The organism is Ruegeria sp. BF6 (genome assembly GCF_056538665.1).
Genome location: NZ_JBQFTN010000001.1, coordinates 114,729 through 138,121 on the forward strand (window position 1 = coordinate 114,729; position 23,393 = coordinate 138,121).

A 23,393-nucleotide genomic window follows, 5' to 3' on the forward strand; every position below is an offset into this window, starting at 1 on the left:
GAAGTTGTCAGAAAGTGGAGACAAGCTTTGTCGAACAACATCACAGACAAGCCGGAATTGCCCAAGGGGGGTATGCGCTCGACCTTGAGCGCGCTCGATTTGAAATCGGGTGCAGGTTGGCTCGCCTCCGAAGATGCTGCGGTGCGGGACAGATTTCTGAGTGAGATCGGGGAGGGGGGGCTGTGCGCCCTCCCTTTCCTGTTTGAATTCTGGGCGCTACCGCACCAGTTGCCGCCCGAGGGCGACTGGCGTTCCTGGGTGATGATGGGGGGGCGGGGAGCTGGCAAGACGCGTGCCGGGGCCGAGTGGGTGCGGTCGTTGGTTGAAGGGGCTAGGCCGCTGGATCGTGGTGAAGCCAGCCGCGTTGCTTTGGTTGGTGAGACTTTCGACCAGGTGCGCGATGTGATGATCTTTGGCGATAGCGGGATCCTGCAGTGTTCACCGCCGGATCGACGACCTCAGTGGAAGGCATCCGAGCGCAAGCTGGTCTGGCCCAACGGGGCCGAAGCGCAGGCGTTTTCGGCGCATGATCCCGAAGGGCTGCGCGGTCCTCAGTTTGATGCGGCCTGGGTGGATGAACTTGCCAAGTGGAAGAAGGCCGGGGAGACTTGGGATATGTTGCAATTTGCGCTGCGGCTGGGGGATCAGCCTAGGGTCTGTGTGACGACCACACCGCGCAATGTGAAGGTTTTGAAGGATTTGCTGGCGTCGCCCTCTACCGTTCAAACCCATGCGCCGACCGAAGCTAACCGGGCCAATCTGGCGGAGTCGTTTCTGGACGAGGTGCGTGCGCGCTATGCGGGCACGCGGCTGGGGCGGCAAGAGTTGGACGGAGTGCTGTTGTCGGATGCTGAGGGGGCGCTGTGGACCGGTTCGATGCTGGAGGCGGCGCGGGTGGGCCGAGTGCCTGCGTTGGATCGCATCGTGGTGGCATTGGACCCGGCGGTAACGGCGGGGGCGGATGCGGATGCTTGCGGGATCGTGGTTGTGGGCGCGCAGCTACAGGGGTCGCCCGAGGAGTGGCGCGCCTATGTGCTGGCTGACCGGACGGTACAGGGCGTTGGTCCGGCAGGCTGGGCGCAGGCAGCGATTGACGCGATGGATGAGTTCGGGGCCGAACGGCTGGTGGCCGAGGTCAATCAGGGCGGGCAACTGGTCGAAGAGGTGGTGCGACAGGTGAATCCAATGGTGCCTTATCGCGGGGTGCGTGCGTCACGTGGGAAAGTTGCGCGCGCGGAACCTGTGGCCGCGCTGTACGAGCAGGGGCGGGTTCGCCACGTGGCCGGGCTGGACCCGCTGGAGGAGCAGATGTGCCAGATGACCGCGCGGGGGTTCGAGGGGCAGGGCTCACCCGACCGGGTCGACGCGCTGGTCTGGGCGCTGCATGAGTTGGTGGTGGGGCCTGCGGGGGCGTATCGGCGACCGAGAGTGCGGAGTTTGTGAGGTATAGCTGGGGCGCAAGTGTCTCGCTATTGGCAGGCTAATGCGCATTCGTTCTTGTAAGGGGTTACTTTTGGGAAGTAATTGAAAGTATAACTTTATTGCTCAGCCCAAAATCGTAGGGTGCCTTGCAGAATCGGAACGTTGGGCACCTGCTGCTTCGGTGAATTTATGTCAGTTTCTTCAGTTGTTAAGACGACCGCCGGTGCATTGGCTTTGGGGTTTTGTCTGCATGGATGTGCGCAGAAATCCTCAGTCGAAGTAGCTTCATTGGAGACTAGGCAGCCGGTTGAAATGCGACTGGCTATCGGAACTTTTGTCGAATTCTGCTACCGATCAGCACCAGACTTTTTGGGTTTGGAAGAAAAAGCGTTGTCTGGCAGCTACATACGCGCGCTAAACGGTTGGCTTGAACACTCGGATTATTCGTTAGACTTGGTCACACGTGATCATCAAGAATACAGAACATGTCAATTCGCGTTTACTTCAAGCCAGTCTGAGGTTGACTTTGAAGGTCACATGAAAGGTCCATTCAGCGCCAGAGAAATCTCCACAAAAGAATTTCGTCGTCTCTTTGACCAAAAAGGTTACGAAATGCCTCTTGGTGGGGTGACCCGAAAAACGTTCGTAAGCAAAACCGAGTTCGAGGATCGTGTCCCGGCGGTGTTTTATGGGTTCGTTTTCGATGCACCAGGTGTTGCCGCGAGCAATTCCTACTTTGGTTTGATCCTTCAGACTAACAAAAATTGAAGTTTATACATCATGGCCAATTCAGGTCGATCACTAAGCTGGCATGATGAATTGTTGGCAAATTGGTCTCGACGTCGAATTTTTCAAGAGTTTTACAGTCTGCCGGTACCTATGTGTAGACCAAGACCAACCTGTTGCCTAACCCCCGTACGCCCCATTCCCGAGGCTTAAACTTCTTTCCCTCATAACTCCTTTCAACGAGCCGGACACAGCGGCGACAGAAAGGAGCATCTGGACATGGTATTCGATTTCTTGCGTCGTGGAGCGGCCGGGGAAGCACCCGAGGCAAAGGCCAGCGCGGCGAGCCCCGTGGTGGCTTGGCAGACGGGCGGGCGCGCGGCGTGGAGCCCTCGGGACACGGTAACGCTGACACGGACGGGGTTTTCGGGAAACCCGGTGGGGTTCCGCTCGGTCAAGCTGATTGCCGAGGCGGCGGCGGCACTGCCCTTGGTGTTGCAGGATCAGGCGCATCGGTTCGATGTGCATCCGATGCTGTCGCTGATGCGCCGTCCGAATGCGGCACAGGGGCGAGCGGAGTTGATGGAGGCGCTTTTCGGGCAATTGCTGCTGTCGGGCAATGCATATGTTGAGGCTGTGCAGGCCGAAGAGGGCCTGCCGGTAGAACTGCATGTACTGCGATCCGACCGGATGAGCGTCGTACCGGGAGCGGACGGTTGGCCCAAGGCGTATGACTATGAGGTCGGCGGTAAGAAGCACCGGTTCGCGGTGGAAAATATCTGCCACATCAAGTCCTTCCATCCGCAGGACGACCATTACGGGTTTTCGCCGATGCAGGCGGCGGCGATGGCGATTGACGTGCACAACAGCGCATCGCGGTGGTCGAAATCGCTACTCGATAATGCGGCGCGGCCTTCGGGGGCGCTGGTGTGGAAGGGTGATGGCCATGGGGTAATGGCCGAGGATCAATTCCGGCGTCTTTCGGACGAGATTGAGCAGAACTATCGCGGGGCGCGGAATGCCGGGCGACCGATGGTTCTGGAAGGGGGGTTGGATTGGAAGCCGATGGGGTTCTCTCCGTCCGATATGGAGTTTCAAAAGACCAAGGAAGCCGCCGCCCGCGAGATCGCGCTGGCCTTTGGGGTCCCGCCGATGTTGCTGGGGATCCAGGGTGACGCGACCTATTCGAACTATCAGGAGGCCAACCGGGCGTTTTACCGCCTGACCGTGCTGCCCCTGGTGACGCGGGTGGCGGCTGCGGTGTCTGAATGGCTCTCGGGCTATACCGGTGAGGACCTGATGTTGAAACCTGATTTGGATCAGGTACCCGCATTGGCTGCCGAGCGGGATGCGCAATGGGCGCGGGTCAGCCGGGCCGAGTTCCTGACCGATGCGGAAAAACGGTCTCTGCTGGGCCTACCGGCGCTGGCGGAGGGTGCGGATGAGTGAGGGATATCCGCCATTTGATTGTGCGCCGGGCCTGCGCCTGGCCGCGCATGAGCGGGTGGCCGAGATTCAGCACGCGCATCTGTGCCGTCGGCTGGATCAGATCGAAGAGATGATGGAGCGGTTGGAAAAGCGGTTGTGGCTGACGGTCTACGGCGTCGCGGCGGTAATCCTGGCGCAAGTGTTTCAATCGTTCCTTGCGGCATCGCCGTGAAATCAGAGGCTTACGAGGAGGTGTTCATGGATTTGGAGCGCAAGTTCGCACGGTTCGGAGACGGGCTCTCGGTATCCGAGGATGCGGTGATCGAAGGGTATGCCAGCCTGTTCGGGCAGGTCGATCAGGGCAGCGATGTGGTGCAGAAAGGCGCCTATCGCGGCTCGCTGGCCGGGCTGGAAAAGGCGGGCCAGCGGGTCAAGATGCTGTGGCAGCATGACCCGGCACAACCCATCGGTGTCTGGGATGAAGTGCGCGAAGACGACAAGGGTCTTTGGGTAAAGGGACGCCTGTTGGAAAGCACGCAGAAAGGCCGTGAGGCGGCAGAACTGATCCGAGCAGGTGCGATGGACGGGCTGTCGATTGGCTATCGCACCAAGCGGGCTGTGAAGAATGACAAGGGCCAGCGGCTCTTGACCGAACTGGAGCTGTGGGAGGTGTCGTTGGTAACCTTCCCGATGCTGTCCAGTGCGCGGGTAGCGGCAAAGGGCTATGAGCTCGACACCGACGAGACCCTGCGCAGTATTGCCGAGGTGTTCAAAACCGCCCGGCAGGAGCTGGCGCGGACCTAGCGCGCCTCAAACCCACCCAAGAAATGGAAGTGCTGATGAGCAAGACCGAAACGCCGGCCTTGACCGGAGAGGGTGCGCCCCTGGTTCAGGAGGTGAAGCAGGCGATGGCTGGCTTCGTGAATGAACTCAAGGGCTTGAAGGATGAAGTGGAAACTAAATTGCAACAGACAGAAGAGCGACTGACCATGCTGGATCGTAAATCAACCATCGCGGCGCGTCCGCACCTTGCGGCCTCGATCGAAGACGGCGCACCGCATCAGAAGGCTTTTGATGCCTACGTGCGTTCGGGCGAAGATGACGGCCTGCGCGGGCTTGAGATGGAGTCGAAATCGCTGTCCAGCGCGGTCAACAGTGATGGCGGCTATCTGGTCGATCCGCAAACCGCCGAGATCATCAAGTCGGTTCTGAAATCCACTGCCTCGATCCGCTCGATTGCGTCGGTGGTGAATGTCGAGGCGAACTCGTTCGACGTGCTGATCGACCACACTGATGTGGGCGCAGGCTGGGCCGAAGAGACTGCGGCCGCGACTGAGACCGCGACCCCGTCGATCGATCGCATCTCGATTGCACTGCACGAGCTGAGCGCCCTTCCCAAAGCCTCGCAGCGTCTGCTGGACGACAGCGCGTTTGACGTCGAAGGCTGGCTGGCCGGTCGTATCGCCGACAAGTTCGCCCGCGCCGAGGCGTCGGCCTTTATCAACGGCGACGGTGCAGACAAGCCCAAGGGCATCCTGAACCACACCAAGGTCGATAATGATGTCTGGGCCTGGGGCAATATCGGTTATGTGCCGACCGGTATCGATGGTAGTGTCGAGGCGGACGCGATTGTCGACGTAGTCTATGCGCTGGGTGCGCAGTACCGGGTGAATGGCACCTTCGTGATGAACTCGAAAACCGCGGGTCTGATCCGCAAGCTGAAGGACAGCGATGGCCGCTTCCTGTGGTCGGATGGTCTGGCGGCAGGTGAGCCTGCGCGTCTGATGGGTTATCCGGTGCTGATCGCCGAGGACATGCCGGACGCGGCGCCCGACAGCTTCTCGATTGCCTTTGGTGACTTTCAGGCCGGATACACCATCGCCGAGCGTCCCGACCTGCGCGTCCTGCGCGACCCCTTCAGCGCTAAGCCGCATGTCCTGTTCTACGCAACCAAGCGCGTCGGCGGCGACGTGAGCGACTTTGCCGCGATCAAGTTGGTGAAATTCGGCACTGCCTAAGCGGTGGCGGATCCCGGGGCGCTGGGTAACTGGCCCTCCGGGCGGCGGGTACGGGCCGGGGTGAGATCCCCTGCGTTGTCTAGCTGCTCCCCTCCGTCCGAGCAACGTGGGGCGGCGCGTGCCCGCCAAATTCCTGAAGTGACGACCCCGGAGGGGGCCGAGATTGCGGAGTGAATGGATGATGTTGATCGAAGAAACCGCCATCGCGGATGCGGCGCTACCGGTGGATCAGTTCAAGGCGCATCTGCGGTTGGGCACTGGCTTTGCCGAGGACAATGTGCAGGACGAGGTGTTGAAGGGCTTTTTGCGGGCCGCCATCGCGGCGATCGAAGCGCGCACCGGCAAGGTTCTGATCGAGCGCGGTTTTTCGTGGAGCCTGAACAGTTGGCGGGATCAGGCGGCCGAGGTTCTTCCGGTGGCTCCGGTAGCGTCGGTTGACGCGGTGACCGTGACGGATGCGGCGGGTGGCAAAAACATCGTAGACGCGGGCGTGTACCAGTTGGAAAAAGACAGCCAGCGCCCCCGGTTGCGCCCAGCGGGCTCAAACCTGCCGGCGATTGCGACGGGCGGCGCTGTAAAGATCGCATTCACCGCCGGCATGTCGCCCGATTGGGGCGGTTTGCCCGCTGATCTGGGGCAGGCGGTGCTGCTGTTGGCGGCGCATTATTACGAATATCGCGATGAAACGTCGCTGGGTGCAGGTTGTATGCCCTTTGGCGTGACCAGCCTGATCCAGCGCTACCGCACCGTGCGTTTCGGCGCAGGAGTAGCGCAATGAAGACGCCGCGACTGAACCGAAAGCTGGTGCTCGAGGCGCCGGTGCGCAGCGCTGATGGTGCAGGTGGGTACACCGAGACCTGGCAGGCGTTGGGAGCAGTCTGGGCCGAGGTCACCGCGCGCAGCGGGTCCGAGCGGCAGGTGGGCGGAGTACCCGTCTCGCGCGTTGGATACCGCATCGTAGTGCGCGGCGCGCCGGAAGGATCGGTGATGCGCCCCTCGCCGGATCAGCGTTTTGCGGAAGGCACACGGCGTTTTGTCATTCGTGCCGTCGCCGAACGCGACCCGCGCGGCCAGTACCTGACCTGTTTTGCAGATGAAGAGGTGGCGGCATGAGCTATGGCGTTTCAGCCGCTTTGCAGGCGGCGGTGTATCAACAACTTTCTGGCGATGCGAAGGTCAGCACGCTTTCCAGTGGCGCAATTTATGACGCGGTTCCAACCGGATCGGTGCCCCACACCTATGTGACGCTGGGCCCGGAAGAGGTGAAGGACGCCTCGGACCGGACAGGCGTAGGTGCTGTGCATCGCTTCACGGTGTCGGTGATGTCCGAAGCCGCTGGGTTCGGTGCCGCCAAGATGCTGGCGGGCGCGGTGTGCGACGCACTGGAAGAGGCCGCGTTGACGATGGATCGGGGCCGCCTTGTGGGGCTGTGGTTCGAACGGGCCTCGGCCCGGCGAACCGGAACGGGCGGTGCGATCCGCCAGATCGACCTGAGATTCCGCGCCCGCGTGGAAGACGACTAAGCAATCAACGGAGAGAGTATATGGCTGCCCAGAACGGAAAAGACCTGTTGGTCAAAGTGGATATGAACGGCTCGGGCCTGTTCGAGACCATCGCGGGGCTTCGGGCCACGCGGGTCAGTTTCAACGCGGAAAGTGTGGATGTCACCAGCCTTGAAAGCCAGGGTGGCTGGCGCGAGTTGTTGTCGGGGGCAGGGGTGAAGTCCGCTGCGATCTCGGGTTCGGGTGTGTTCAAGGATGCAGATACCGATGAGCGCGCGCGACAGCTGTTCTTTGATGGTGAAACACCGAATTTTCAGGTGATCATTCCCGATTTCGGCATCGTCGAGGGCGCGTTTCAGGTGACAGGCATCGAATATGCGGGCTCGCACAATGGTGAGGCGACCTATGAGATGAGCCTGGCCAGTGCCGGCGCGCTGGCCTTTACGGCGTTGTAATCCGATGGCCAATCCGTGGACGGGCGAGGTGGCTTTGACCATCGATGGGGAACGGCGGGTGCTCAAGTTAACGCTGGGCGCTTTGGCGGAGTTGGAACAGGAATTGGGGACAGGTTCCTTGGTGGATCTGGTGCAACGGTTCGAGGCTGGCGCCTATTCCAGCGGCGACGTTCTGGCGCTGATCGTGGCGGGGCTGCGGGGCGGTGGGGCCGATGTGGCACGGGCCGATCTGTTGAGCGCCGAGATCCAGGGCGGCCCGATGGCGGGCGCGCGCGCAGCGGCAGAGCTGCTGGCACGGGCCTTCATGATGCCGAAGCAGACATGAGCGGGTTTGACTGGCCCGCACTGATGCGGGCCGGGTTTATCGGCCTGCGCCTGACGCCGGATCAGTTCTGGCGTCTGACTCCGGCAGAGCTGCAGTTGATGCTGGGGCAGGGCGCGGGGATGTCGTCAATGAACCGGTCGGGTTTGGATGCCTTGCTGGAGGCCTACCCGGACAAGACACAAGGAGAGCGTGATGACGGATCGTGACGGGTTGGACGACCTGCAGGAACGGGGCGAGGCGCTGGGCGACTCGCTGGGGGATGCGGCGTCGATGGCGGCGGCTTTCGACAACCAGATGAAACGGATCAGCGCGGCGTTTGAAGAGACCGGCAAGGATGTCGCCACACTGGAACGCGGCATGTCCGGCGGGTTACGCAAAGCCTTTGACGGCGTGGTTCTGGATGGGATGAACCTTTCGGATGCGTTGGACATTCTGAAAAACTCGATGATCCGGACGGCCTATTCGGCTGCGATCAAGCCGGTGACAGATCATTTCGGCGGGATGCTTGCCAACACGGTTGGAGGGTTGGTGCAGGGTATTCTTCCCTTTGCCGATGGCGGCAGTTTTTCTCAGGGGCGGGTAATGCCTTTCGCCAACGGCGGTGTGGTCAGCGGGCCGACCACGTTTCCAATGCGGGGTGGCACCGGACTGATGGGTGAGGCCGGCCCTGAGGCAATCATGCCCCTGGCGCGCGGTCCGGATGGCAAACTGGGTGTGCGCACCTCTGGCGGTGGGCGCGGGGTGAATGTGGTGATGAACATCACAACCCCCGACGTTCAGGGGTTCCGGCGCAGCCAGGGCCAAATCGCCGCCCAGATGAGCCGCGCCTTGGGCCGCGGTAATCGAAACAGGTAATACGAGGGAGCAGGTCATGAATTTTCACGAAGTCAGATTTCCCGCCAGCCTGAGCTTCGGCTCGGTTGGCGGCCCCGAACGGCGCACCGATATCGTGACGCTGGCCAACGGGTTTGAAGAGCGCAATACGCCTTGGGCGCATTCCCGGCGGCGCTATGATGCCGGTTTGGGGATGCGTTCGTTGGACGATATCGAAACGCTGGTGGCGTTCTTTGAGGCCCGTCAGGGTCAGATGTTCGGCTTTCGCTGGAAAGACTGGTCCGATTACAAATCCGGGGCGGCAACGGCAAACGTGTCCCAAGACGATCAGGTCATTGCCCGCGGCGATGGCACGACGACCGAGTTCCAATTGGTCAAGTCCTACAGTTCCGGCGGCTTCAGCTATGTCCGTCCGATCATCAAACCTGTCCTCGGCACAATCAAGATCGGCCTCGAGCAGGACCAAATGCGCGAGGGTGTCGATTTCGAGGCAAACCTCTCCACTGGCAGGATATTGTTTTCCGCCCCGCCGCCCGAGCAGGTAGAAATCACCGCGGGGTTCGAGTTCGACGTTCCGGTTCGTTTCGATACCGACAGGATTCAGACCAGCGTCGCCAGTTTTCAGGCCGGCGACGTGCCCAATGTTCCTGTGGTCGAGGTACGTGTCTGATGAGCGGTGATAAGCAAGGGCTGCAGACCCATCTGCAAAGCGGGCTGACCACGACCTGCCGGTGCTGGTTGATCCGCCGTTCCGACGGGCAGGAATATGGCTTTACCGATCATGACATGGAACTGAGCTTTGACGGCATGACCTTCAAGGCCAGCACTGGCCTGACGGCCTCGGCAATCGAGCAGGCGACCGGATTGTCCATCGATAATTCCGAAGCAATGGGCGCTTTGTCTGATGCCGCCATCATGGAAGAGGATATCGAATCCGGTCGGTTCGACGGCGCGAAGGTGTGTGCTTGGTTGGTCAATTGGACCGCGCCCGAACAGCGTGCGCTGCAGTTCAGGGGATCGATCGGAGAGATGCGCCGCGCAGGGGGCGCGTTTCACGCCGAATTGCGTGGCCTTACGGATTTGCTCAACCAACCCATGGGCAGGATCTACCAGAAACCTTGCACAGCAGTTCTTGGCGACAACGCCTGCAAGTTCAACCTCGGCATTTCAGGTTTCAGAGCCGAGGCCGAAGTTGTGAGTTTGATCGCTGGCAGCGCCCTGCAACTGAAAGGCGCCAGCGGATGGGACACGGGTTGGTTCAAACGCGGCAGATTGGACGTGGTGTCAGGACAGGCAGCCGGGCTATGGGACACGATCAAACAGGATGAGCAGATCACTGGTGGGCGCAGTGTTTCGCTTTGGTCCGGGATCACCGGAGGACTGGCTGTCGGAGATCGGGTCAGGTTGACGGCCGGATGCGACAAGAGCATGTCTACCTGTCGTTTGAAATTCAATAATGTGCTGAATTTCCAAGGATTTCCTGATCTTCCGGGTGAAGACTGGATGATGGCGGTGCCAAAACAAGGCAATCCGAATACCGGGGGAAGCAGACGATGAGTACGAGCAGGCAGGATATTGTGGATGAGGCACGCAGCTGGCTGGGGACTCCGTATGTGCATCAGGCATCGGTCAAGGGGGCGGGGACGGATTGTCTGGGCTTGCTGCGGGGTGTGTGGCGCGCGCTGCTTGGGCATGAACCAGAGGCGGTTCCAACCTACAGTATGGACTGGTCCGAACCTCAGGGAGAGGAACGTATGTGGTCAGCAGCCCGCCGTCACCTGATCGAAAAGATCCCACACGATGCGGCTGTGGGTGACGTCCTGTTGTTCCGGATGCGCGATGGAAGCGTGGCCAAACACGTCGGCATCGTCAGCGCGACAGGGAACTTACCGCGATTCATTCACGCCTATTCCGGCTATGGCGTTGTCGAAAACACGCTGAGCGACCCCTGGCGCCGCCGGGTCGTCGCCTGTTTTGAATTCCCGCTGGAGGATAAGTGAATGGCTACAATAGTTCTGTCCGCAGCAGGGGCCGCGATCGGCGGAGCGGTTGGCGGTACCGTTGCGGGGCTTTCAACGGCTGTTATCGGCCGTGCTGTGGGTGCAACGCTGGGACGGGTTATCGATCAAAGGCTGATGAGCCAATCAGTCATGGGGGGCGGCAGCGAAGTTGTTGAAACCGGACGTCTGGACCGGTTTCGTCTGACCGAAACCGGGGAAGGCGCCCCCGTCGCCACGGTTTTCGGACGTATGCGGGTAGGCGGTCAGGTCATATGGGCGTCGGACTTTCTGGAAACCAAAAGTACCAGCACAACCACGCAATCCGGTGGCGGTGGAGGCGGCGGCAAGGGCTCTCCCAAAGCGCCCGAGGTCACGACGACCACGCACAGCTACAGCTACTCGATTTCTCTGGCCATCGCGGTGGGTTCCGGTCAGATTTCGGATGTTCCGCGTATTTGGGCCGACGGAGAAGAACTTGAGCGCGCAAGCCTGCACATGCGGGCGTACCCCGGCGATCAATTTCAATTGCCCGACCCCTTGATCGAGGCCATTGAGGGCCCGGGCATTGTTCCGGCCTATCGTGGTACGGCCTATGTGGTGATCGAGAACCTGCAACTGGCGCAATTCGGAAACCGCGTGCCGCAGTTTTCCTTTGAAGTCGTGCGTCAGGAACAGCCGGGTTTACCGGATACACCGGACGCCTTGTCCAGAACGATCCGCGGCGTTGCACTTATGCCGGGCACTGGCGAATACGCGTTGGCGAGCGAACAGGTCAACTACACCAAAGGGGTGGGGCAAAGCTGGGCTGCAAATGTCAATTCTGCCTCGGGGGTGCCGGATCTGGTAACCGCCACCCGATCCCTGCAAGCAGAGTTGGGGTCCTGCGATGCGGCCTCGTTGATCGTGTCCTGGTTTGGCGATGATTTGCGGTGTGGAACCTGTCAGCTGCAGCCGAAGGTTCTGCACAAGGACGTCGAGGGCGAGAATATGCCCTGGCAAGTGGCCGGGGTGTATCGCAACACTGCCAAGCAGGTTCAGCACAAGGATGGCTTGCCTGTCTATGGCGCAACGCCCGCAGACCAATCCGTGGTACAGGCGATCCGACACCTGAAGGGCTCCGGCAAACGTGTCATGTTCTATCCGTTCATTCTGATGGATCAGCTTGAAGGCAACGTCCTGCCCGACCCGTGGTCCGATGCCGGCAGCCAGCCGCACCTGCCGTGGCGCGGCCGGATCACTCTAAGCGAGGCTCCGGGACGCGTCGGGTCACCGGATCAAACCGCCGCAGCAGACGCGCAGGTCGCCGCGTTCTTTGGTTACGCGCAGGCCAGTGATTTTGTCGTTGGCGACGGTGAGGTGTCTTATACCGGACCGCAGGAATGGGGCTTGCGACGGTTCATTCTGCACTATGCGGCCCTGTGCAAAGCTGCCGGTGGAGTAGACTCTTTCTGTATCTCGTCCGAGATGCGCGGCTTGACACAGATCCGCGGCGCGTCCGGTTTCCCCGCCGTGGCACAATTGCGGGCGCTTGCCGCCGCTGTGCGCGCGATTTTGGGCTCAGAAACCAAAATCGGCTATGCGGCGGATTGGAGCGAATACTTCGGCTATCAACCCAATGATGGTTCGGGCGACCGCTACTTCCATCTCGATCCGCTGTGGGCTGACGGCAACATCGATTTTGTTGGCATCGATAACTACATGCCGTTGTCCGACTGGCGCGATGGGGTGGACCATCTGGACGCCAAGGCCAGGGCTGATGCGATCTATGACCTCAATTACCTTCGTGGCAATATCGAAGGCGGTGAGGGTTATGACTGGTACTATGCCACACCGGAGGAGGCTGAAGCCCAGATCAGGGCGCCGATCACAGATGAGGATCACGGTGAGCCGTGGATATGGCGATACAAGGACCTGCGCAACTGGTGGTCAAACCGGCACCACGAGCGCATCGGAGGCGTTCGGCAAGAAAACCCGACGGATTGGGCGCCCGGGTCCAAACCGATCTGGTTCACTGAACTTGGTTGCGCCGCCATCGACAAAGGGTCCAACCAGCCGAACAAGTTTCTGGACCCCAAATCCTCGGAATCCAGTCTGCCGAAATACTCCAACGGCCTGCGCGACGATTTCATGCAGGTGCAATACCTGAAAGCGATGTTGGGCTATTGGTCGGATCCGGCGATCAACCCGGTTTCGGACGAATATGGCGGCCCGATGGTGGACATGACGAACGCCTATGTCTGGGCCTGGGACGCGCGTCCCTTTCCCACCTTTCCCAACCTCCGCAGCCAGTGGAGCGATGGTGTGAACTACCCCCGTGGGCACTGGCTGAACGGGCGTTCTGGAACGCGCACGCTGGCTTCGGTTGTCACGGAAATCTGCCACGGTGCTGGGGTGACTCATATCGATGTATCGCGCCTGTATGGCGTGGTGCGGGGATACGCGATTGAAGACGTGTCCAGCGCGCGTGCGGCGCTGCAGCCGCTGATGCTGCGCTATGGTTTTGACGCGATTGAACGGGACGGTGTGTTGCTGTTTCAAATGCGCGATGGTCGCAGAGCGATTGAACTGGACAGTGATCTGCTGGCCGACAGCGCGGACATTGAAGGCCGTATCGAGCACCGTCGTGAGGCGGAGGCCGAACTGACGGGCCGTGTACGATTGCGGTTTGTGCAATCGGATTCCGACCATGACGTCGTGTCAGAAGAGGCCGTTCTTCCGGATACACGCACGCATTCCGTGTCGGTGAATGAGGTGCCTCTGTCGATGACGCGGGCCGAAGGTCGTCAGACGGCCGAACGCTGGTTGAGCGAAGCGCGAGTTTCACGCGAGACGGCCCGGTTTGCGTTACCGCCGTCAATGTTGCATCTGGGTGCGGGTGACGTCGTCACTTTGACCAAAGATGGACAGGGTGCGCGGTACCGAATCGACCGTCTTGAGCAAGCCGATCTGCAACTGGCCGAGGCCGTGCGGATCGAACCCGGTGTCTATGCGCCGTCTGACCTGCCTGACGACGAGGTAACCGCAAAGCCCTTTTTCGCGCCGGTTCCTGTTTTGCCCGTATTTATGGACTTGCCTCTGATCACCGGGTCGGAAGCACCGCACGCCCCTTATCTGGCCGCCTCTGCAAACCCCTGGCCCGGCAGCGTTGCCGTCTACTCGGCAGCCAGTGACGAAGACTATGCATTGCAAGAGGTCATCTCGGGGCAGGCGGTCATCGGGTTCACCGAAACGCCGCTCATGCGGGCCAGTGCCGGTATCTGGGACGAAGGTGCGCCGCTGCGTGTCAATCTGGTCGATGGCTTGCTGGAATCGCGCCCGCGTAACGCTCTGTTGAACGGCGCCAATCTGGCTGCAATCGGCGATGGCACTTCAGGCAACTGGGAGGTTTTCCAGTTCGCTGACGCAACCCTGCAGGATGCAGGCATCTATACCTTGTCCGGGCGATTGCGCGGCCAGTTGGGAACTGATGCAGCCATGCCCGATAACTGGCCCGTAGGATCGATGTTCGTTTTGCTGGATCAACGGGTCTATCAGACCGGCCTGCTGCGGTCGGAGCGGCGGGTGTCAAAACACTATCGAATCGGCCCTGCGACGCGAGGGTATGACGACCCGTCTTTTGTGCATATTGTCGACGCCTTCGATGGCAACGGGTTGCGCCCCTATGCGCCGGCGCATCTCGGGGCGGTTCGCTCGGGCATAGGCGACCAGGTGTCATGGATACGCCGCACCCGGCTGGACGGGGACGATTGGGCGGGTCTGGACGTGCCACTGGCGGAAGAGAGCGAATCCTACTTTGTTCAAATTCGCGTCAACGGCACGCTTGTGCGGGAACAGGTTGTGAGTGAACCGTCGTGGTTCTATTCGACCGCGGCACAAGCGGCGGATGGGGTAAGCGGGGCCTATGAGGTCCGGGTGGCTCAGGTCTCGGCCAGCTATGGACCGGGGCTGACCACCAACCTGACAGTCGGGTAATCCACGTCATGCGCCCTGTCTTGCACGGAGATGTCAGCGCCGCAGCGCGTGTCCTGCTGGCCACGCCGCCGCTGGACCGAGATCGTCTCTGCACCCGCATGATCCACGAAGCGGAACTGGCCGACAAACATGTCGGCCAGACCGGGCGGCTTCATCCATTGTTCGGCAATGGCTCGTTGATGGCAGCGGCGCGCAACAGGCGGTTGGCGGATGAGCCGGGTTTTGACGACCTGCAATATTGTCAGTGTTTTGAGACGGTTCTGCACCATCTGATCCGGTTTCAGATTAGCCGGACGCACAGCTGACGCACTTGGTCGCGGCGAGATCGAGGTTCAGCCGGCCTTTGGGAATCTCGTCGCCGCAATCCTCGCAATACCCAAAATCCCCTTCTTGAATGCGGATCAGCGCGGCCTGCAAACGCCACGTTTCGATATCCCGATTGGCCTGCTGCGCCTTGGCCATCGCCTGATTCTGCAGCGCGTCCATTCTGCTGAGGCGCCCGACGGCCTGCTGGTCCAGTTCAACAATGGCCTGCGCGTCTTTTTCCGTTGCCGAGTGATCTGCAATCTCGGCCAATCGCGCCTTTATCCTTGCCGTAAAGCCTGCCAATTCAGTGTCATTCATTTTCGTTACCCTGCAGATCACGGGTTTGCGTTTGGTGTTTTTACCACTAAATGGCATTCTAGGCGCAGCAAAGGATCAAAAACCATGTTGGAAAAGCGCAGTCACGTGAGACCGGTTGATCCGGTCTGGACCCGTATCACGACCGAAGCTCAGGCAGCCGTCGAGAATGAGCCGTTGATGGGCGGTCTGGTACACGCCTGTATCCTGCACCACCGCAGCCTCGAGCGGGCCCTGTCCTATCGGGTGTCGGCCAAGCTGTGCTCGAACGAAATGTCGATGATGGTACTGCGCGAAATCGTGGACGAAGCCTATGCAGATGACCTGTCGCTGATTGAGGCCGCGCGCGCGGACCTGATGGCTGTCTATGAGCGCGACCCGGCATGCCACCGTTTGCTGCAGCCAATCCTATACTTCAAAGGGTATCAGGCGATGCAGGCCTATCGTGTGGCACATTGGCTGTGGACCAAAGGCCGCCATGATCTGGCGTATTTCTTCCAGATGCGCTCGTCCGAGATTTTCGGGATCGACATTCATCCTGCTGCCCGCATCGGCAAGGGCATCATGATCGACCATGCCCACTCTATCGTGATCGGTGAAACGGCCGTGGTAGGCGATAACGTCTCGATGCTGCATTCGGTTACGCTGGGCGGAACCGGTAAGGAAGAAGAGCAGCGCCATCCCACGATCGGCGACGGTGTTCTGATCGGGGCCGGGGCCAAGGTTCTGGGCAATATCGAGGTCGGCCATTGCAGCCGCATTGCTGCCGGTTCAGTAGTTCTGCAAGAGGTGCCCGCCTGCACGACAGTTGCCGGTATACCGGCCAAGATCGTAGGCGAAGCCGGGTGCGATCAGCCGTCGATCTCGATGGATCACATGCTGGGCAAAGACAAGTAAACCGGTACTAATGAACGAAAAAAGCCGCCTCGGGGCTGAGGCGGCTTTATTTGTTCTTGGGGTGGATCAGGCCAGCATGACCATCGGGTTTTCCAGATTGTCGACAATGGCCTGCAGCAGCTCGGCTCCCAGTGCACCGTCGATTACCCGGTGATCGACCGACATGGTGACCGACATCACGGTGGCCACGGTCAGTTCTCCGTCATCGCCGACAACCGGCTTTTTGACGCCGGAGCCTACGGCCAGAATACCGGCATGAGGAGGGTTCACGATGGCGTCGAAGTTGTCGATGCCAAACATGCCGAGGTTCGAGATCGCAAAGGTGCCGCCCTGATACTCATGCGGCGCCAGCTTGCGCTCGCGGGCGCGGGAGGCGAGGTCTTTCATTTCGGTCGACAGCGCGGACAGGGATTTTGTGTCGGCATCCTGCAGGACTGGCGTGAACAGGCCGCCTTCGATCGCTACGGCGACCGCCACATCCGACGGCTTCAGTTGCAGAACGCGATCCCCAGCCCAAACCGCGTTGCAGGCCGGAACCTGTTGCAAAGCGTTTGCGACGGCCTTGATGATGAAATCGTTGACGCTTAGCTTCACGCCACGGCTTTCCAGTTGCTTGTTCAACTGGCTGCGGAATTTCAGCAGCGCGTCCAACTTGATGTCGCGGCGCAGGTAGAAATGCGGGATGGTCTGCTTGGCTTCGCTGAGGCGCGCAGCAATGGTCTTGCGCATACCGTCGAGCTTGATTTCCTCGAATTCCCGACCTTCATACATCTTGGCCACCACGTCCGCCGATGGACCTGACGGAGCGGCTGCGGGTGCAGGTGCTGCAGCCGCCGAGGCAGGTGCTGCTGCCGGTGCAGTCGCAGTCGCGCCTTCAACATCCGCTTTGACAATGCGGCCATGCGGACCTGTGCCGGTTATCTGCGACAGGTCGAGGCCTTTTTGCGCTGCGATCCGACGGGCCAGAGGCGAGGCAAAGATCCGACCACCATCTGCCTTGACCGGAGCTGCCGGGGCAGGGGCGGGCGCCTCGGACGCCGCTGGCGCGGCAGCCTCGTTGCCCGCAGCGGCTGCGGGGGCAGCCGCGGGAGCCGAGGCAGGTGCAGCCGCGATATCATCTGCGCTTTCTCCATCTTCCAGCAGAACCGCGATGGCGGTGTTGACCTTGACCCCTTCCGATCCTTCGGGGATCAGGATCTTGCCGATGGTGCCTTCGTCGACGGCCTCAAACTCCATCGTGGCCTTGTCGGTTTCAATCTCGGCTAGCAGGTCTCCGGAGGAGACAGTGTCGCCTTCCTTGACCAGCCATTTGGCCAGCGTGCCTTCCTCCATGGTCGGTGAAAGGGCGGGCATCAGAATTTCGGTGGGCATCTGTCTGTCGCTCCTTACCGGTAGGTCACTTGTTTGACGGCGGCGATCACCTCTTCGGTGGTGATCAGCGCCAGCTTTTCGAGGTTCGCGGCGTAGGGCATCGGAACATCCTTGCCGGTGCAGTTGATGACCGGCGCGTCGAGGTAGTCGAACGCCTCCTGCATCACCACGGACGAGATGTAGCTGCCGACCGAGCCTTGCGGCCAGCCCTCTTCGACGGTCACCAGACGGTTGGTTTTCATCACCGAGTTGATGATCGCGCCGGTGTCCATCGGGCGGATGGTGCGCAGGTCGATCACCTCGGCGCTGATGCCTTCCTCGGCCAGCTTGTCGGCGGCTTCCAGAGCGTATTGCATACCGATGCCGAAGCTGACGATGGTCACGTCCGAGCCTTCACGCCAGATGCGGGCCTTGCCCAGCGGGATGGTCAGGTCGTCCACCTGCGGCACGTCGAATGAGCGACCGTAGAGGATTTCATTTTCCAGGAAGATCACCGGGTTGGGGTCGCGGATCGCCGATTTCAGCAGACCTTTGGCGTCGGCGGCCGAATAGGGCATCACAACTTTCAGGCCGGGGATTTGCATGTACCAAGCCGCGTAGTCCTGGCTATGCTGTGCCGCCACGCGGGCCGCAGCACCGTTGGGACCACGGAACACGATGGGGCAGCCCATCTGACCGCCGGACATATAAAGCGTCTTGGCCGCGGAGTTGATGATGTGGTCAATCGCCTGCATGGCGAAGTTGAAGGTCATGAACTCGACAATCGGTTTCAGGCCACCAAAGGCCGAGCCAACCGCGATGCCGGCAAAACCGTGCTCGGTGATCGGGGTGTCGATCACCCTTTTAGGGCCAAACTCGTCCAGCAGGCCTTGCGAGATTTTGTAGGCGCCCTGATATTCGGCGACTTCTTCACCCATCAGGTAGACATCTTCGTCGCCACGCATTTCTTCGGCCATCGCGTCGCGCAGAGCTTCGCGGACGGTTTCGGATTTCATCTCGGCATCTGAGGGCCAATCGGGCGACAGGTCCACGACCGGAGCAGCGGGAGTTGCAGCAGGAGCAGGGGCCTCAACCGCCGCCGGGGCAGCCTCGGCCACCGCAGCGGTTGCGGGGGCAGCTGCAGGCAGAGCGGAGGCGTCTTCGCCGTCTTCGACCATCACCGCGATGGGGGTGTTGACCTTGACCCCTTCGGTGCCCTCGACGATCAAGATCTTGCCGACGATACCTTCATCGACCGCTTCGAATTCCATCGTTGCCTTGTCGGTTTCGATCTCGGCCAGGATATCGCCCGAGGATACGGTGTCGCCTTCTTTTACCAGCCACTTCGCCAGTGTGCCTTCTTCCATCGTGGGTGAAAGGGCGGGCATGAGAATTTCGGTTGCCATGTCTTATTCGTCCTCTCAGGCGTAAATGTCAGTCCAAAGCTCTTCAACCGAAGGCTCGGGGCTTTCTTTCGAGAATTCAGCGGCCTGATTGACGACCTCTTTGATTTCCTTGTCGATCGCCTTCAGGTCATCTTCAGTGGCGTGTTTGCCAGTCAGCAACAACTCGCGCACGTGTTCGATCGGGTCGCTTTGTTCGCGAACCTTCTGAACCTCCTCGCGGGTGCGGTACTTGGCCGGGTCGGACATCGAGTGGCCGCGGTAGCGGTAGGTCTTGATCTCCAGGATATAAGGGCCTTTGCCCGCGCGGCAGTGGGCGACGGCTTTCTCGCCGGCTTCCTTGACTGCCAGAACATCCATGCCGTTGACGATCTCGCCGGGGATGCCGAAGGCCTCGCCGCGATGGTAGATGTCCTTGGTCGAGGTCGAACGCGCCTGAGCGGTGCCCATGGCGTATTGGTTGTTCTCGATCACGAAGACCACCGGCAGATCCCAGAGGGCGGCCATGTTGAAGGTCTCGTAGACCTGACCCTGGTTCGCCGCGCCGTCACCGAAATATGTGAAGGTCACACCGCCGTTTTCCTTGTACTTGTCGGCAAAAGCCAGACCGGCGCCCAGCGGAACCTGCGCGCCAACGATGCCGTGGCCGCCGTAGAAATGCTTCTCTTTCGAGAACATGTGCATCGAGCCGCCCTTACCCTTGGACAGCCCCCCGATGCGCCCGGTCAATTCGGCCATCACGCCGCCCGGCTCCATCCCGCAGGCCAGCATGTGTCCGTGATCGCGATACGAAGTGATACGCTTGTCGCCTTCCTTGGCCGCGGCCTCGAGGCCGACAACAACGGCTTCCTGCCCGATGTAGAGGTGGCAGAATCCACCGATCAGACCCATGCCATAAAGCTGACCGGCCTTTTCCTCGAATCGGCGGATCAGAAGCATTTCGCGGTAGTAGGTTTTAAGCTCTTCCGCAGAAACATTTGGTTTCTTTGTGGTTTTTCGCGCAGCCATCGTGGCGATCTCCCCCTTCCGGACAGATAGTTTAGCGTTAAACTATCTCATAAAGCATTTGCGGCTTTCTGGCGAGGGTAAATGTGACGCAGCGTCCGATCCTGCGGAAACAGGCCAAATACTTGTTGTGTAAGATGCTGTCGGGCCGAGATTTCTTGTCGAAAAACCTGATCCGGATCAGCGAATGACAATCTCGTCCGAGCGGATCATGCCTAGAACCGAGCGTGCCTGCTGATCCAGTAGGTCGAGATCCAGATAGGAGTCCGAAAGTCGACGGGTCAGGTTTTCCATTTCGGCGATCTCGGCCTTGAGTGTGGCCAGGTCGCGTGACAGGGCGTCCCGTTCCGCGGCAATCTCGACCCGTCGGAACAGGCCATAGTCGCCCTGCACGGCGGCAAAGGTGAAATACACACCCAGCATAAATGCCACCATGAAGAAAACGACTGCGCCCAAACCGGGCCGATGGGAACGGGACACTCTGTTTACCGCCGTATGAATTGCCTCAATAATGTGCCCTTTGCGAGCATCTGATCACACTATGTCACAGGTGATTCGGGTTGTGAATCCCTTGGCCCCTACTTTTTTGGAAATGTTGGACAGCCTTTGTCAGCGCAATGCCTCAAGGACTTGATTGCGTGTCAGGGTCTGCTCTTCCATGCACGCCCAGTAGAACAATGGCGCTGCACTGCCGTCGCTTTTCAACTCGGGCTCGCAGGTGGCATCGCGGGTTTGCAGCCAAGCGCGCTGTTCATTCAGCAGGGCCTGACCGTCTCCGCGTGCGTCCGCCCTCGGCTTGACTTCTTTCCAGATCCGGTTGAGCTCGCGGTCGGCGATTTCCCATTTCTCCTTAGCGCAGAAATTTGCGTTCAGCTGGGTCTGCCCGCCGCAACTGGATTGGGCAACAGCGGGCAGGGGATACAGGGCAACGATCAGGCACGCAAAAACTCTCATGGCAATACTCTCCACCGGTAAGCGGAGAGATTACCACGTGTTCCGACAACCGGCCAATTTGCGCGAGGCTTAACCTTCCAGAGCTGCGACGCCGGGCAGGGTTTTGCCTTCCATCCATTCAAGGAATGCGCCACCGGCGGTCGAGATATACGAAAAGTCCTTGGCCGCACCCGAGGCGTTCAGCGCGGCGACAGTGTCACCACCACCCGCGACTGACACCAACTGGCCCGAGCGGGTCAGCGCGGCGGCTTTCAGTGCTGCGGCATTGGTGGCGGCGTCAAAGGGTTCGATTTCAAACGCGCCCAGCGGGCCATTCCAGATCAGGGTCTGGCTTTTGGCGAAAATCTCGTTGATGGCTGCAACGCTTTGGGGGCCTGCGTCCAGGATCATGCCGTCATCGGTGCATTGATCGGCGGGCAGGATCTGATGCGGGGCGTTGGCCTCGAACTTTTCCGCAACAACGATGTCCGTGGGCAGAACGATGGTGCAGCCCGCGCTTTCGGCTTTGCCCAGGATTTCGGCCGCAGTGTCTTTCATCGCTGTTTCGGCTAGCGATTTGCCCACGTTCAGGCCCTGAGCGACAAGGAACGTGTTTGCCATGCCACCGCCGATCACCAGATAGTCCACCTTGGTGATCAGATTGCCCAGCAGTTCCAGCTTGGTCGAAACCTTCGCACCACCGACCACGGCGGTTACAGGACGCTTGGGTGCGCCCAGAGCACCTTCCAGTGCCTCCAACTCGGCTTGCATCAGGCGGCCAGCGCACGAGGGCAGCAGGCGCGCGATGGCCTCGGTCGAGCTGTGCGCGCGGTGGGCGGCCGAGAACGCATCGTTGCAATAGACCTCTCCCAGCTTGGCCATGCCCGCAGCCAAATCGGTGTCATTCCTGGTTTCGGCTGCGTGGAAGCGTGTGTTTTCAAGCAGCAGAACCTGACCGGGTTGCAGTGCTTCAGCGGCCAGTTCGGCCTCGGTGCCGACACAATCGGCCGCGAACAGAACTGTGGTGCCAAAGGCATCCTGAAGCGTGGGAATAAGTTGCTTCAGCGACAGGTTCTCGCGGCGCTCACCACCCGGACGCCCGAAATGTGCCAGCAAGATGGGCTTACCTCCGGCCGCCAGAATATCGCGGACGGTCGGCACAATGCGCTGAATACGGGTTGCATCGGTCACGACCCCGTCCACCACGGGCACGTTGATATCGACGCGCACCAGCACGCGTTTGCCGTTCAGGTCCATGTCGTCGAGAGTTTTCCAGCCCATCGTGCAATCCTCGGAAATGTGAAACAGATTTAGGCGGTTCTTTTCCTGCATTTTGCCCTCAGGTCAATGCGTCACTTGGCATTCATGCGCGTGGCGAATAGGTATTTGCGCAATACCAAACGACAGGAGGGCCTCATGGCCGAGATCAAGGATCCCGAAAACACTATCATAATCGAACTGAAGGGCGGCAATGTCGTCATCGAGCTGCTGCCGGACGTGGCACCGCAGCACAGCGCACGAATGAAAGAACTGGCGCGCGGTGGTGAGTATGACAACGTGGCCTTCCACCGTGTGATCGACGGTTTCATGGCGCAGACCGGCGACGTGCAGCACGGCGATATGGAAGACGGGTTCAACCTGCGTATGGCGGGCACCGGTGGCTCGTCGCTGCCGAACGTTCCGGCTGAGTTTTCGAAACTGCCGCATGACCGTGGCACGCTGGGCGCGGCGCGGTCGCAGAACCCGGACTCGGCCAACTCGCAGTTCTTCATCAACTTCAAGGACAACCACTTCCTGAATGGTCAGTATACCGTTTACGGCCGCGTCATTGACGGCATGGAGCATGTGGACGCAATCGTACGTGGTGAGCCGCCTGCGAACCCGGATCGCATGATCAGCGTCAAGGTGGCTTCGGATGTATAAACTGGCCGCAGCTTTCACCCTTTTGGCCAGCCCTGTGTTGGCCACCGGGCTTCAGATCGAGATCGAAGGTGAGGGCGCCAATGGCATCGTCAACGTCGACCTATTCGAAGACCTGGCTCCCCAACATGTCGAACAGATCAGTGCTTTGGCCGCTGAAGGCAAATATGATGGCGTGGTGTTTCACCGCGTGATTGACGGCTTCATGGCTCAGACCGGTGACGTTGAATTCGGTCGTATCGGCGGCGATATGCGCCGTGCCGGTACCGGCGGGTCGGATCGCCCTGATCTGCCTGCCGAGTTCTCGGATTACAACTATGACCGTGGTGTCGTGGGCATGGCCCGTGCGCAGGACCCCGACAGCGCGAATTCGCAGTTCTTCATCATGTTCGAACCGGGCCCATTCCTGAACGGCCAGTACACGGTTGTTGGTCAGGTGACCGAGGGCATGGACGTGGTCGATGCTATCAAGCGGGGCGATGGCCCCAACGGTGCTGTGATCGGTCAGCCCGACATGATGAAAAAAGTCACCGTCACCGAATAAGTTAAAAAGCCCCGACGCTTAGCGTCGGGGCTTTTTCA

General features: G+C 60.3%; 28 protein-coding genes. 21 read left to right on the plus strand and 7 right to left on the minus strand.

Annotated features, from left to right (window positions below; all coding sequences use genetic code 11):
- The first annotated feature begins 72 nt into the window (after positions 1-72).
- The 18 genes from ACR0IM_RS00565 to ACR0IM_RS00650 all read left to right on the plus strand — a co-directional run bounded on the left by ACR0IM_RS00565 (position 73) and on the right by ACR0IM_RS00650 (position 14,987).
- Complete coding sequence (locus ACR0IM_RS00565; protein WP_480681425.1) at positions 73-1,443, plus strand: DNA-packaging protein; 1,371 nt, start codon at positions 73-75, stop codon at positions 1,441-1,443.
- A 168-nt stretch (positions 1,444-1,611) separates the two neighbouring features.
- A complete protein-coding gene (locus ACR0IM_RS00570) occupies positions 1,612-2,190 on the plus strand; it encodes a hypothetical protein (protein WP_480680528.1) in 579 nt (192 codons plus the stop codon).
- A gap of 237 nt (positions 2,191-2,427) precedes the next feature.
- A complete protein-coding gene (locus ACR0IM_RS00575) occupies positions 2,428-3,597 on the plus strand; it encodes a phage portal protein (protein ID WP_480680529.1) in 1,170 nt (389 codons plus the stop codon).
- Positions 3,590-3,808, plus strand: a complete 219-nt coding sequence (locus ACR0IM_RS00580; protein ID WP_480593420.1) for a GTA head formation protein, RCAP_rcc01685 family — start codon at positions 3,590-3,592, stop codon at positions 3,806-3,808. Before ACR0IM_RS00575 ends, ACR0IM_RS00580 begins: the two co-directional genes overlap by 8 nt.
- A 26-nt stretch (positions 3,809-3,834) precedes the next feature.
- Positions 3,835-4,380, plus strand: coding sequence for an HK97 family phage prohead protease (locus tag ACR0IM_RS00585; RefSeq protein ID WP_480680530.1), 546 nt, complete (start codon positions 3,835-3,837; stop codon positions 4,378-4,380).
- A 35-nt stretch (positions 4,381-4,415) separates the two neighbouring features.
- Positions 4,416-5,594 (plus strand): phage major capsid protein, encoded by a 1,179-nt coding sequence (locus tag ACR0IM_RS00590; protein WP_480680531.1) that lies wholly within the window; start codon positions 4,416-4,418, stop codon positions 5,592-5,594.
- Between the two features lie 178 nt (positions 5,595-5,772).
- Positions 5,773-6,372, plus strand: a complete 600-nt coding sequence (locus ACR0IM_RS00595) for a head-tail connector protein (protein WP_480640138.1) — start codon at positions 5,773-5,775, stop codon at positions 6,370-6,372.
- Positions 6,369-6,707, plus strand: a complete 339-nt coding sequence (locus ACR0IM_RS00600) for a head-tail adaptor protein (RefSeq protein WP_480680532.1) — start codon at positions 6,369-6,371, stop codon at positions 6,705-6,707. Before ACR0IM_RS00595 ends, ACR0IM_RS00600 begins: the two co-directional genes overlap by 4 nt.
- Complete coding sequence (locus ACR0IM_RS00605; protein WP_480593430.1) at positions 6,704-7,117, plus strand: DUF3168 domain-containing protein; 414 nt, start codon at positions 6,704-6,706, stop codon at positions 7,115-7,117. Before ACR0IM_RS00600 ends, ACR0IM_RS00605 begins: the two co-directional genes overlap by 4 nt.
- A 20-nt stretch (positions 7,118-7,137) precedes the next feature.
- A complete protein-coding gene (locus ACR0IM_RS00610; protein WP_224889277.1) occupies positions 7,138-7,551 on the plus strand; it encodes a phage major tail protein, TP901-1 family in 414 nt (137 codons plus the stop codon).
- A gap of 4 nt (positions 7,552-7,555) precedes the next feature.
- Positions 7,556-7,876 carry a gene transfer agent family protein gene (locus ACR0IM_RS00615; RefSeq protein ID WP_480593432.1) on the plus strand — a complete coding sequence of 107 codons (321 nt, stop codon included), beginning with the start codon at positions 7,556-7,558 and terminating at the stop codon, positions 7,874-7,876.
- The gene (locus ACR0IM_RS00620) at positions 7,873-8,082 is read left to right on the plus strand and encodes a rcc01693 family protein (RefSeq protein ID WP_480640145.1); all 210 of its coding nucleotides are present in this window, start codon (positions 7,873-7,875) and stop codon (positions 8,080-8,082) included. The genes ACR0IM_RS00615 and ACR0IM_RS00620 overlap by 4 nt, the downstream gene beginning before the upstream one ends.
- Positions 8,069-8,731 carry a phage tail tape measure protein gene (locus ACR0IM_RS00625; RefSeq protein WP_480593436.1) on the plus strand — a complete coding sequence of 221 codons (663 nt, stop codon included), beginning with the start codon at positions 8,069-8,071 and terminating at the stop codon, positions 8,729-8,731. Before ACR0IM_RS00620 ends, ACR0IM_RS00625 begins: the two co-directional genes overlap by 14 nt.
- A 16-nt stretch (positions 8,732-8,747) precedes the next feature.
- The gene (locus tag ACR0IM_RS00630; protein ID WP_480593438.1) at positions 8,748-9,380 is read left to right on the plus strand and encodes a phage distal tail protein, Rcc01695 family; all 633 of its coding nucleotides are present in this window, start codon (positions 8,748-8,750) and stop codon (positions 9,378-9,380) included.
- Positions 9,380-10,267: a DUF2163 domain-containing protein gene (locus ACR0IM_RS00635; RefSeq protein ID WP_480640147.1), complete on the plus strand. Its 888-nt coding sequence runs from the start codon at positions 9,380-9,382 to the stop codon at positions 10,265-10,267. Before ACR0IM_RS00630 ends, ACR0IM_RS00635 begins: the two co-directional genes overlap by 1 nt.
- A complete protein-coding gene (locus tag ACR0IM_RS00640; protein ID WP_480680533.1) occupies positions 10,264-10,710 on the plus strand; it encodes a C40 family peptidase in 447 nt (148 codons plus the stop codon). The genes ACR0IM_RS00635 and ACR0IM_RS00640 overlap by 4 nt, the downstream gene beginning before the upstream one ends.
- The gene (locus tag ACR0IM_RS00645) at positions 10,711-14,682 is read left to right on the plus strand and encodes a baseplate multidomain protein megatron (protein ID WP_480680534.1); all 3,972 of its coding nucleotides are present in this window, start codon (positions 10,711-10,713) and stop codon (positions 14,680-14,682) included.
- An 8-nt stretch (positions 14,683-14,690) separates the two neighbouring features.
- Positions 14,691-14,987, plus strand: a complete 297-nt coding sequence (locus tag ACR0IM_RS00650) for a DUF7742 family protein (protein WP_480593447.1) — start codon at positions 14,691-14,693, stop codon at positions 14,985-14,987.
- On the opposite strand, the gene ACR0IM_RS00655 is transcribed toward ACR0IM_RS00650, so the two are convergent.
- Positions 14,968-15,306, minus strand: coding sequence for a TraR/DksA family transcriptional regulator (locus ACR0IM_RS00655; RefSeq protein WP_480593449.1), 339 nt, complete (start codon positions 15,304-15,306; stop codon positions 14,968-14,970). The two genes, ACR0IM_RS00650 and ACR0IM_RS00655, sit on opposite strands and share 20 nt — an antisense overlap.
- 84 nt (positions 15,307-15,390) lie before the next feature.
- On the opposite strand from ACR0IM_RS00655, the gene cysE reads away from it, so the two are divergent.
- Positions 15,391-16,200: a serine O-acetyltransferase gene (gene cysE / locus ACR0IM_RS00660; protein WP_480593451.1), complete on the plus strand. Its 810-nt coding sequence runs from the start codon at positions 15,391-15,393 to the stop codon at positions 16,198-16,200.
- A gap of 66 nt (positions 16,201-16,266) precedes the next feature.
- Here the strand turns inward: cysE and ACR0IM_RS00665 are convergent, their stop codons facing one another.
- From ACR0IM_RS00665 to ACR0IM_RS00690, 6 genes are all read right to left on the minus strand, one after another.
- Positions 16,267-17,571 carry a pyruvate dehydrogenase complex dihydrolipoamide acetyltransferase gene (locus tag ACR0IM_RS00665; RefSeq protein WP_480680535.1) on the minus strand — a complete coding sequence of 435 codons (1,305 nt, stop codon included), beginning with the start codon at positions 17,569-17,571 and terminating at the stop codon, positions 16,267-16,269.
- A 14-nt stretch (positions 17,572-17,585) separates the two neighbouring features.
- On the minus strand, positions 17,586-18,956 hold the full coding sequence (locus tag ACR0IM_RS00670; RefSeq protein WP_480593455.1) for a pyruvate dehydrogenase complex E1 component subunit beta: 1,371 nt from the start codon (positions 18,954-18,956) through the stop codon (positions 17,586-17,588).
- A gap of 15 nt (positions 18,957-18,971) precedes the next feature.
- On the minus strand, positions 18,972-19,961 hold the full coding sequence (gene pdhA / locus ACR0IM_RS00675) for a pyruvate dehydrogenase (acetyl-transferring) E1 component subunit alpha (RefSeq protein ID WP_480593457.1): 990 nt from the start codon (positions 19,959-19,961) through the stop codon (positions 18,972-18,974).
- 177 nt (positions 19,962-20,138) lie between these two features.
- Positions 20,139-20,438 carry an FtsB family cell division protein gene (locus ACR0IM_RS00680; protein ID WP_480593459.1) on the minus strand — a complete coding sequence of 100 codons (300 nt, stop codon included), beginning with the start codon at positions 20,436-20,438 and terminating at the stop codon, positions 20,139-20,141.
- 129 nt (positions 20,439-20,567) lie between these two features.
- Positions 20,568-20,912 (minus strand): lysozyme inhibitor LprI family protein, encoded by a 345-nt coding sequence (locus ACR0IM_RS00685; protein WP_480680536.1) that lies wholly within the window; start codon positions 20,910-20,912, stop codon positions 20,568-20,570.
- Positions 20,913-20,981: 69 nt separating this feature from the next.
- Positions 20,982-22,172: a phosphoglycerate kinase gene (locus ACR0IM_RS00690; RefSeq protein ID WP_480640768.1), complete on the minus strand. Its 1,191-nt coding sequence runs from the start codon at positions 22,170-22,172 to the stop codon at positions 20,982-20,984.
- A gap of 135 nt (positions 22,173-22,307) precedes the next feature.
- Between ACR0IM_RS00690 and ACR0IM_RS00695 the strand changes: the two genes are divergently transcribed.
- Positions 22,308-22,814 carry a peptidylprolyl isomerase gene (locus ACR0IM_RS00695; RefSeq protein WP_480593461.1) on the plus strand — a complete coding sequence of 169 codons (507 nt, stop codon included), beginning with the start codon at positions 22,308-22,310 and terminating at the stop codon, positions 22,812-22,814.
- A complete protein-coding gene (locus tag ACR0IM_RS00700) occupies positions 22,807-23,355 on the plus strand; it encodes a peptidylprolyl isomerase (RefSeq protein WP_480593463.1) in 549 nt (182 codons plus the stop codon). Before ACR0IM_RS00695 ends, ACR0IM_RS00700 begins: the two co-directional genes overlap by 8 nt.
- Positions 23,356-23,393 lie beyond the last annotated feature (38 nt).

What these genes read in the sequence shown, in the direction of transcription:
- ACR0IM_RS00620 (WP_480640145.1), top strand. Translation starts at nt 7,873, where the DNA reads ATGAGCGGGTTTGACTGGCCCGCACTGATGCGGGCCGGGTTTATCGGC.
- ACR0IM_RS00590 (WP_480680531.1), top strand. Translation starts at nt 4,416, where the DNA reads ATGAGCAAGACCGAAACGCCGGCCTTGACCGGAGAGGGTGCGCCCCTG.
- ACR0IM_RS00700 (WP_480593463.1), top strand. Translation starts at nt 22,807, where the DNA reads ATGTATAAACTGGCCGCAGCTTTCACCCTTTTGGCCAGCCCTGTGTTG.
- ACR0IM_RS00650 (WP_480593447.1), top strand. Translation starts at nt 14,691, where the DNA reads ATGCGCCCTGTCTTGCACGGAGATGTCAGCGCCGCAGCGCGTGTCCTG.
- ACR0IM_RS00565 (WP_480681425.1), top strand. Translation starts at nt 73, where the DNA reads ATGCGCTCGACCTTGAGCGCGCTCGATTTGAAATCGGGTGCAGGTTGG.
- ACR0IM_RS00645 (WP_480680534.1), top strand. Translation starts at nt 10,711, where the DNA reads ATGGCTACAATAGTTCTGTCCGCAGCAGGGGCCGCGATCGGCGGAGCG.
- ACR0IM_RS00690 (WP_480640768.1), bottom strand. Translation starts at nt 22,172, where the DNA reads ATGGGCTGGAAAACTCTCGACGACATGGACCTGAACGGCAAACGCGTG.
- ACR0IM_RS00575 (WP_480680529.1), top strand. Translation starts at nt 2,428, where the DNA reads ATGGTATTCGATTTCTTGCGTCGTGGAGCGGCCGGGGAAGCACCCGAG.
- cysE (WP_480593451.1), top strand. Translation starts at nt 15,391, where the DNA reads ATGTTGGAAAAGCGCAGTCACGTGAGACCGGTTGATCCGGTCTGGACC.
- ACR0IM_RS00580 (WP_480593420.1), top strand. Translation starts at nt 3,590, where the DNA reads ATGAGTGAGGGATATCCGCCATTTGATTGTGCGCCGGGCCTGCGCCTG.
- ACR0IM_RS00625 (WP_480593436.1), top strand. Translation starts at nt 8,069, where the DNA reads ATGACGGATCGTGACGGGTTGGACGACCTGCAGGAACGGGGCGAGGCG.
- pdhA (WP_480593457.1), bottom strand. Translation starts at nt 19,961, where the DNA reads ATGGCTGCGCGAAAAACCACAAAGAAACCAAATGTTTCTGCGGAAGAG.
- ACR0IM_RS00670 (WP_480593455.1), bottom strand. Translation starts at nt 18,956, where the DNA reads ATGGCAACCGAAATTCTCATGCCCGCCCTTTCACCCACGATGGAAGAA.
- ACR0IM_RS00640 (WP_480680533.1), top strand. Translation starts at nt 10,264, where the DNA reads ATGAGTACGAGCAGGCAGGATATTGTGGATGAGGCACGCAGCTGGCTG.
- ACR0IM_RS00570 (WP_480680528.1), top strand. Translation starts at nt 1,612, where the DNA reads ATGTCAGTTTCTTCAGTTGTTAAGACGACCGCCGGTGCATTGGCTTTG.
- ACR0IM_RS00605 (WP_480593430.1), top strand. Translation starts at nt 6,704, where the DNA reads ATGAGCTATGGCGTTTCAGCCGCTTTGCAGGCGGCGGTGTATCAACAA.
- ACR0IM_RS00635 (WP_480640147.1), top strand. Translation starts at nt 9,380, where the DNA reads ATGAGCGGTGATAAGCAAGGGCTGCAGACCCATCTGCAAAGCGGGCTG.
- ACR0IM_RS00610 (WP_224889277.1), top strand. Translation starts at nt 7,138, where the DNA reads ATGGCTGCCCAGAACGGAAAAGACCTGTTGGTCAAAGTGGATATGAAC.
- ACR0IM_RS00685 (WP_480680536.1), bottom strand. Translation starts at nt 20,912, where the DNA reads ATGAGAGTTTTTGCGTGCCTGATCGTTGCCCTGTATCCCCTGCCCGCT.
- ACR0IM_RS00695 (WP_480593461.1), top strand. Translation starts at nt 22,308, where the DNA reads ATGGCCGAGATCAAGGATCCCGAAAACACTATCATAATCGAACTGAAG.
- ACR0IM_RS00630 (WP_480593438.1), top strand. Translation starts at nt 8,748, where the DNA reads ATGAATTTTCACGAAGTCAGATTTCCCGCCAGCCTGAGCTTCGGCTCG.
- ACR0IM_RS00600 (WP_480680532.1), top strand. Translation starts at nt 6,369, where the DNA reads ATGAAGACGCCGCGACTGAACCGAAAGCTGGTGCTCGAGGCGCCGGTG.
- ACR0IM_RS00665 (WP_480680535.1), bottom strand. Translation starts at nt 17,571, where the DNA reads ATGCCCACCGAAATTCTGATGCCCGCCCTTTCACCGACCATGGAGGAA.
- ACR0IM_RS00585 (WP_480680530.1), top strand. Translation starts at nt 3,835, where the DNA reads ATGGATTTGGAGCGCAAGTTCGCACGGTTCGGAGACGGGCTCTCGGTA.
- ACR0IM_RS00595 (WP_480640138.1), top strand. Translation starts at nt 5,773, where the DNA reads ATGATGTTGATCGAAGAAACCGCCATCGCGGATGCGGCGCTACCGGTG.
- ACR0IM_RS00655 (WP_480593449.1), bottom strand. Translation starts at nt 15,306, where the DNA reads ATGAATGACACTGAATTGGCAGGCTTTACGGCAAGGATAAAGGCGCGA.
- ACR0IM_RS00615 (WP_480593432.1), top strand. Translation starts at nt 7,556, where the DNA reads ATGGCCAATCCGTGGACGGGCGAGGTGGCTTTGACCATCGATGGGGAA.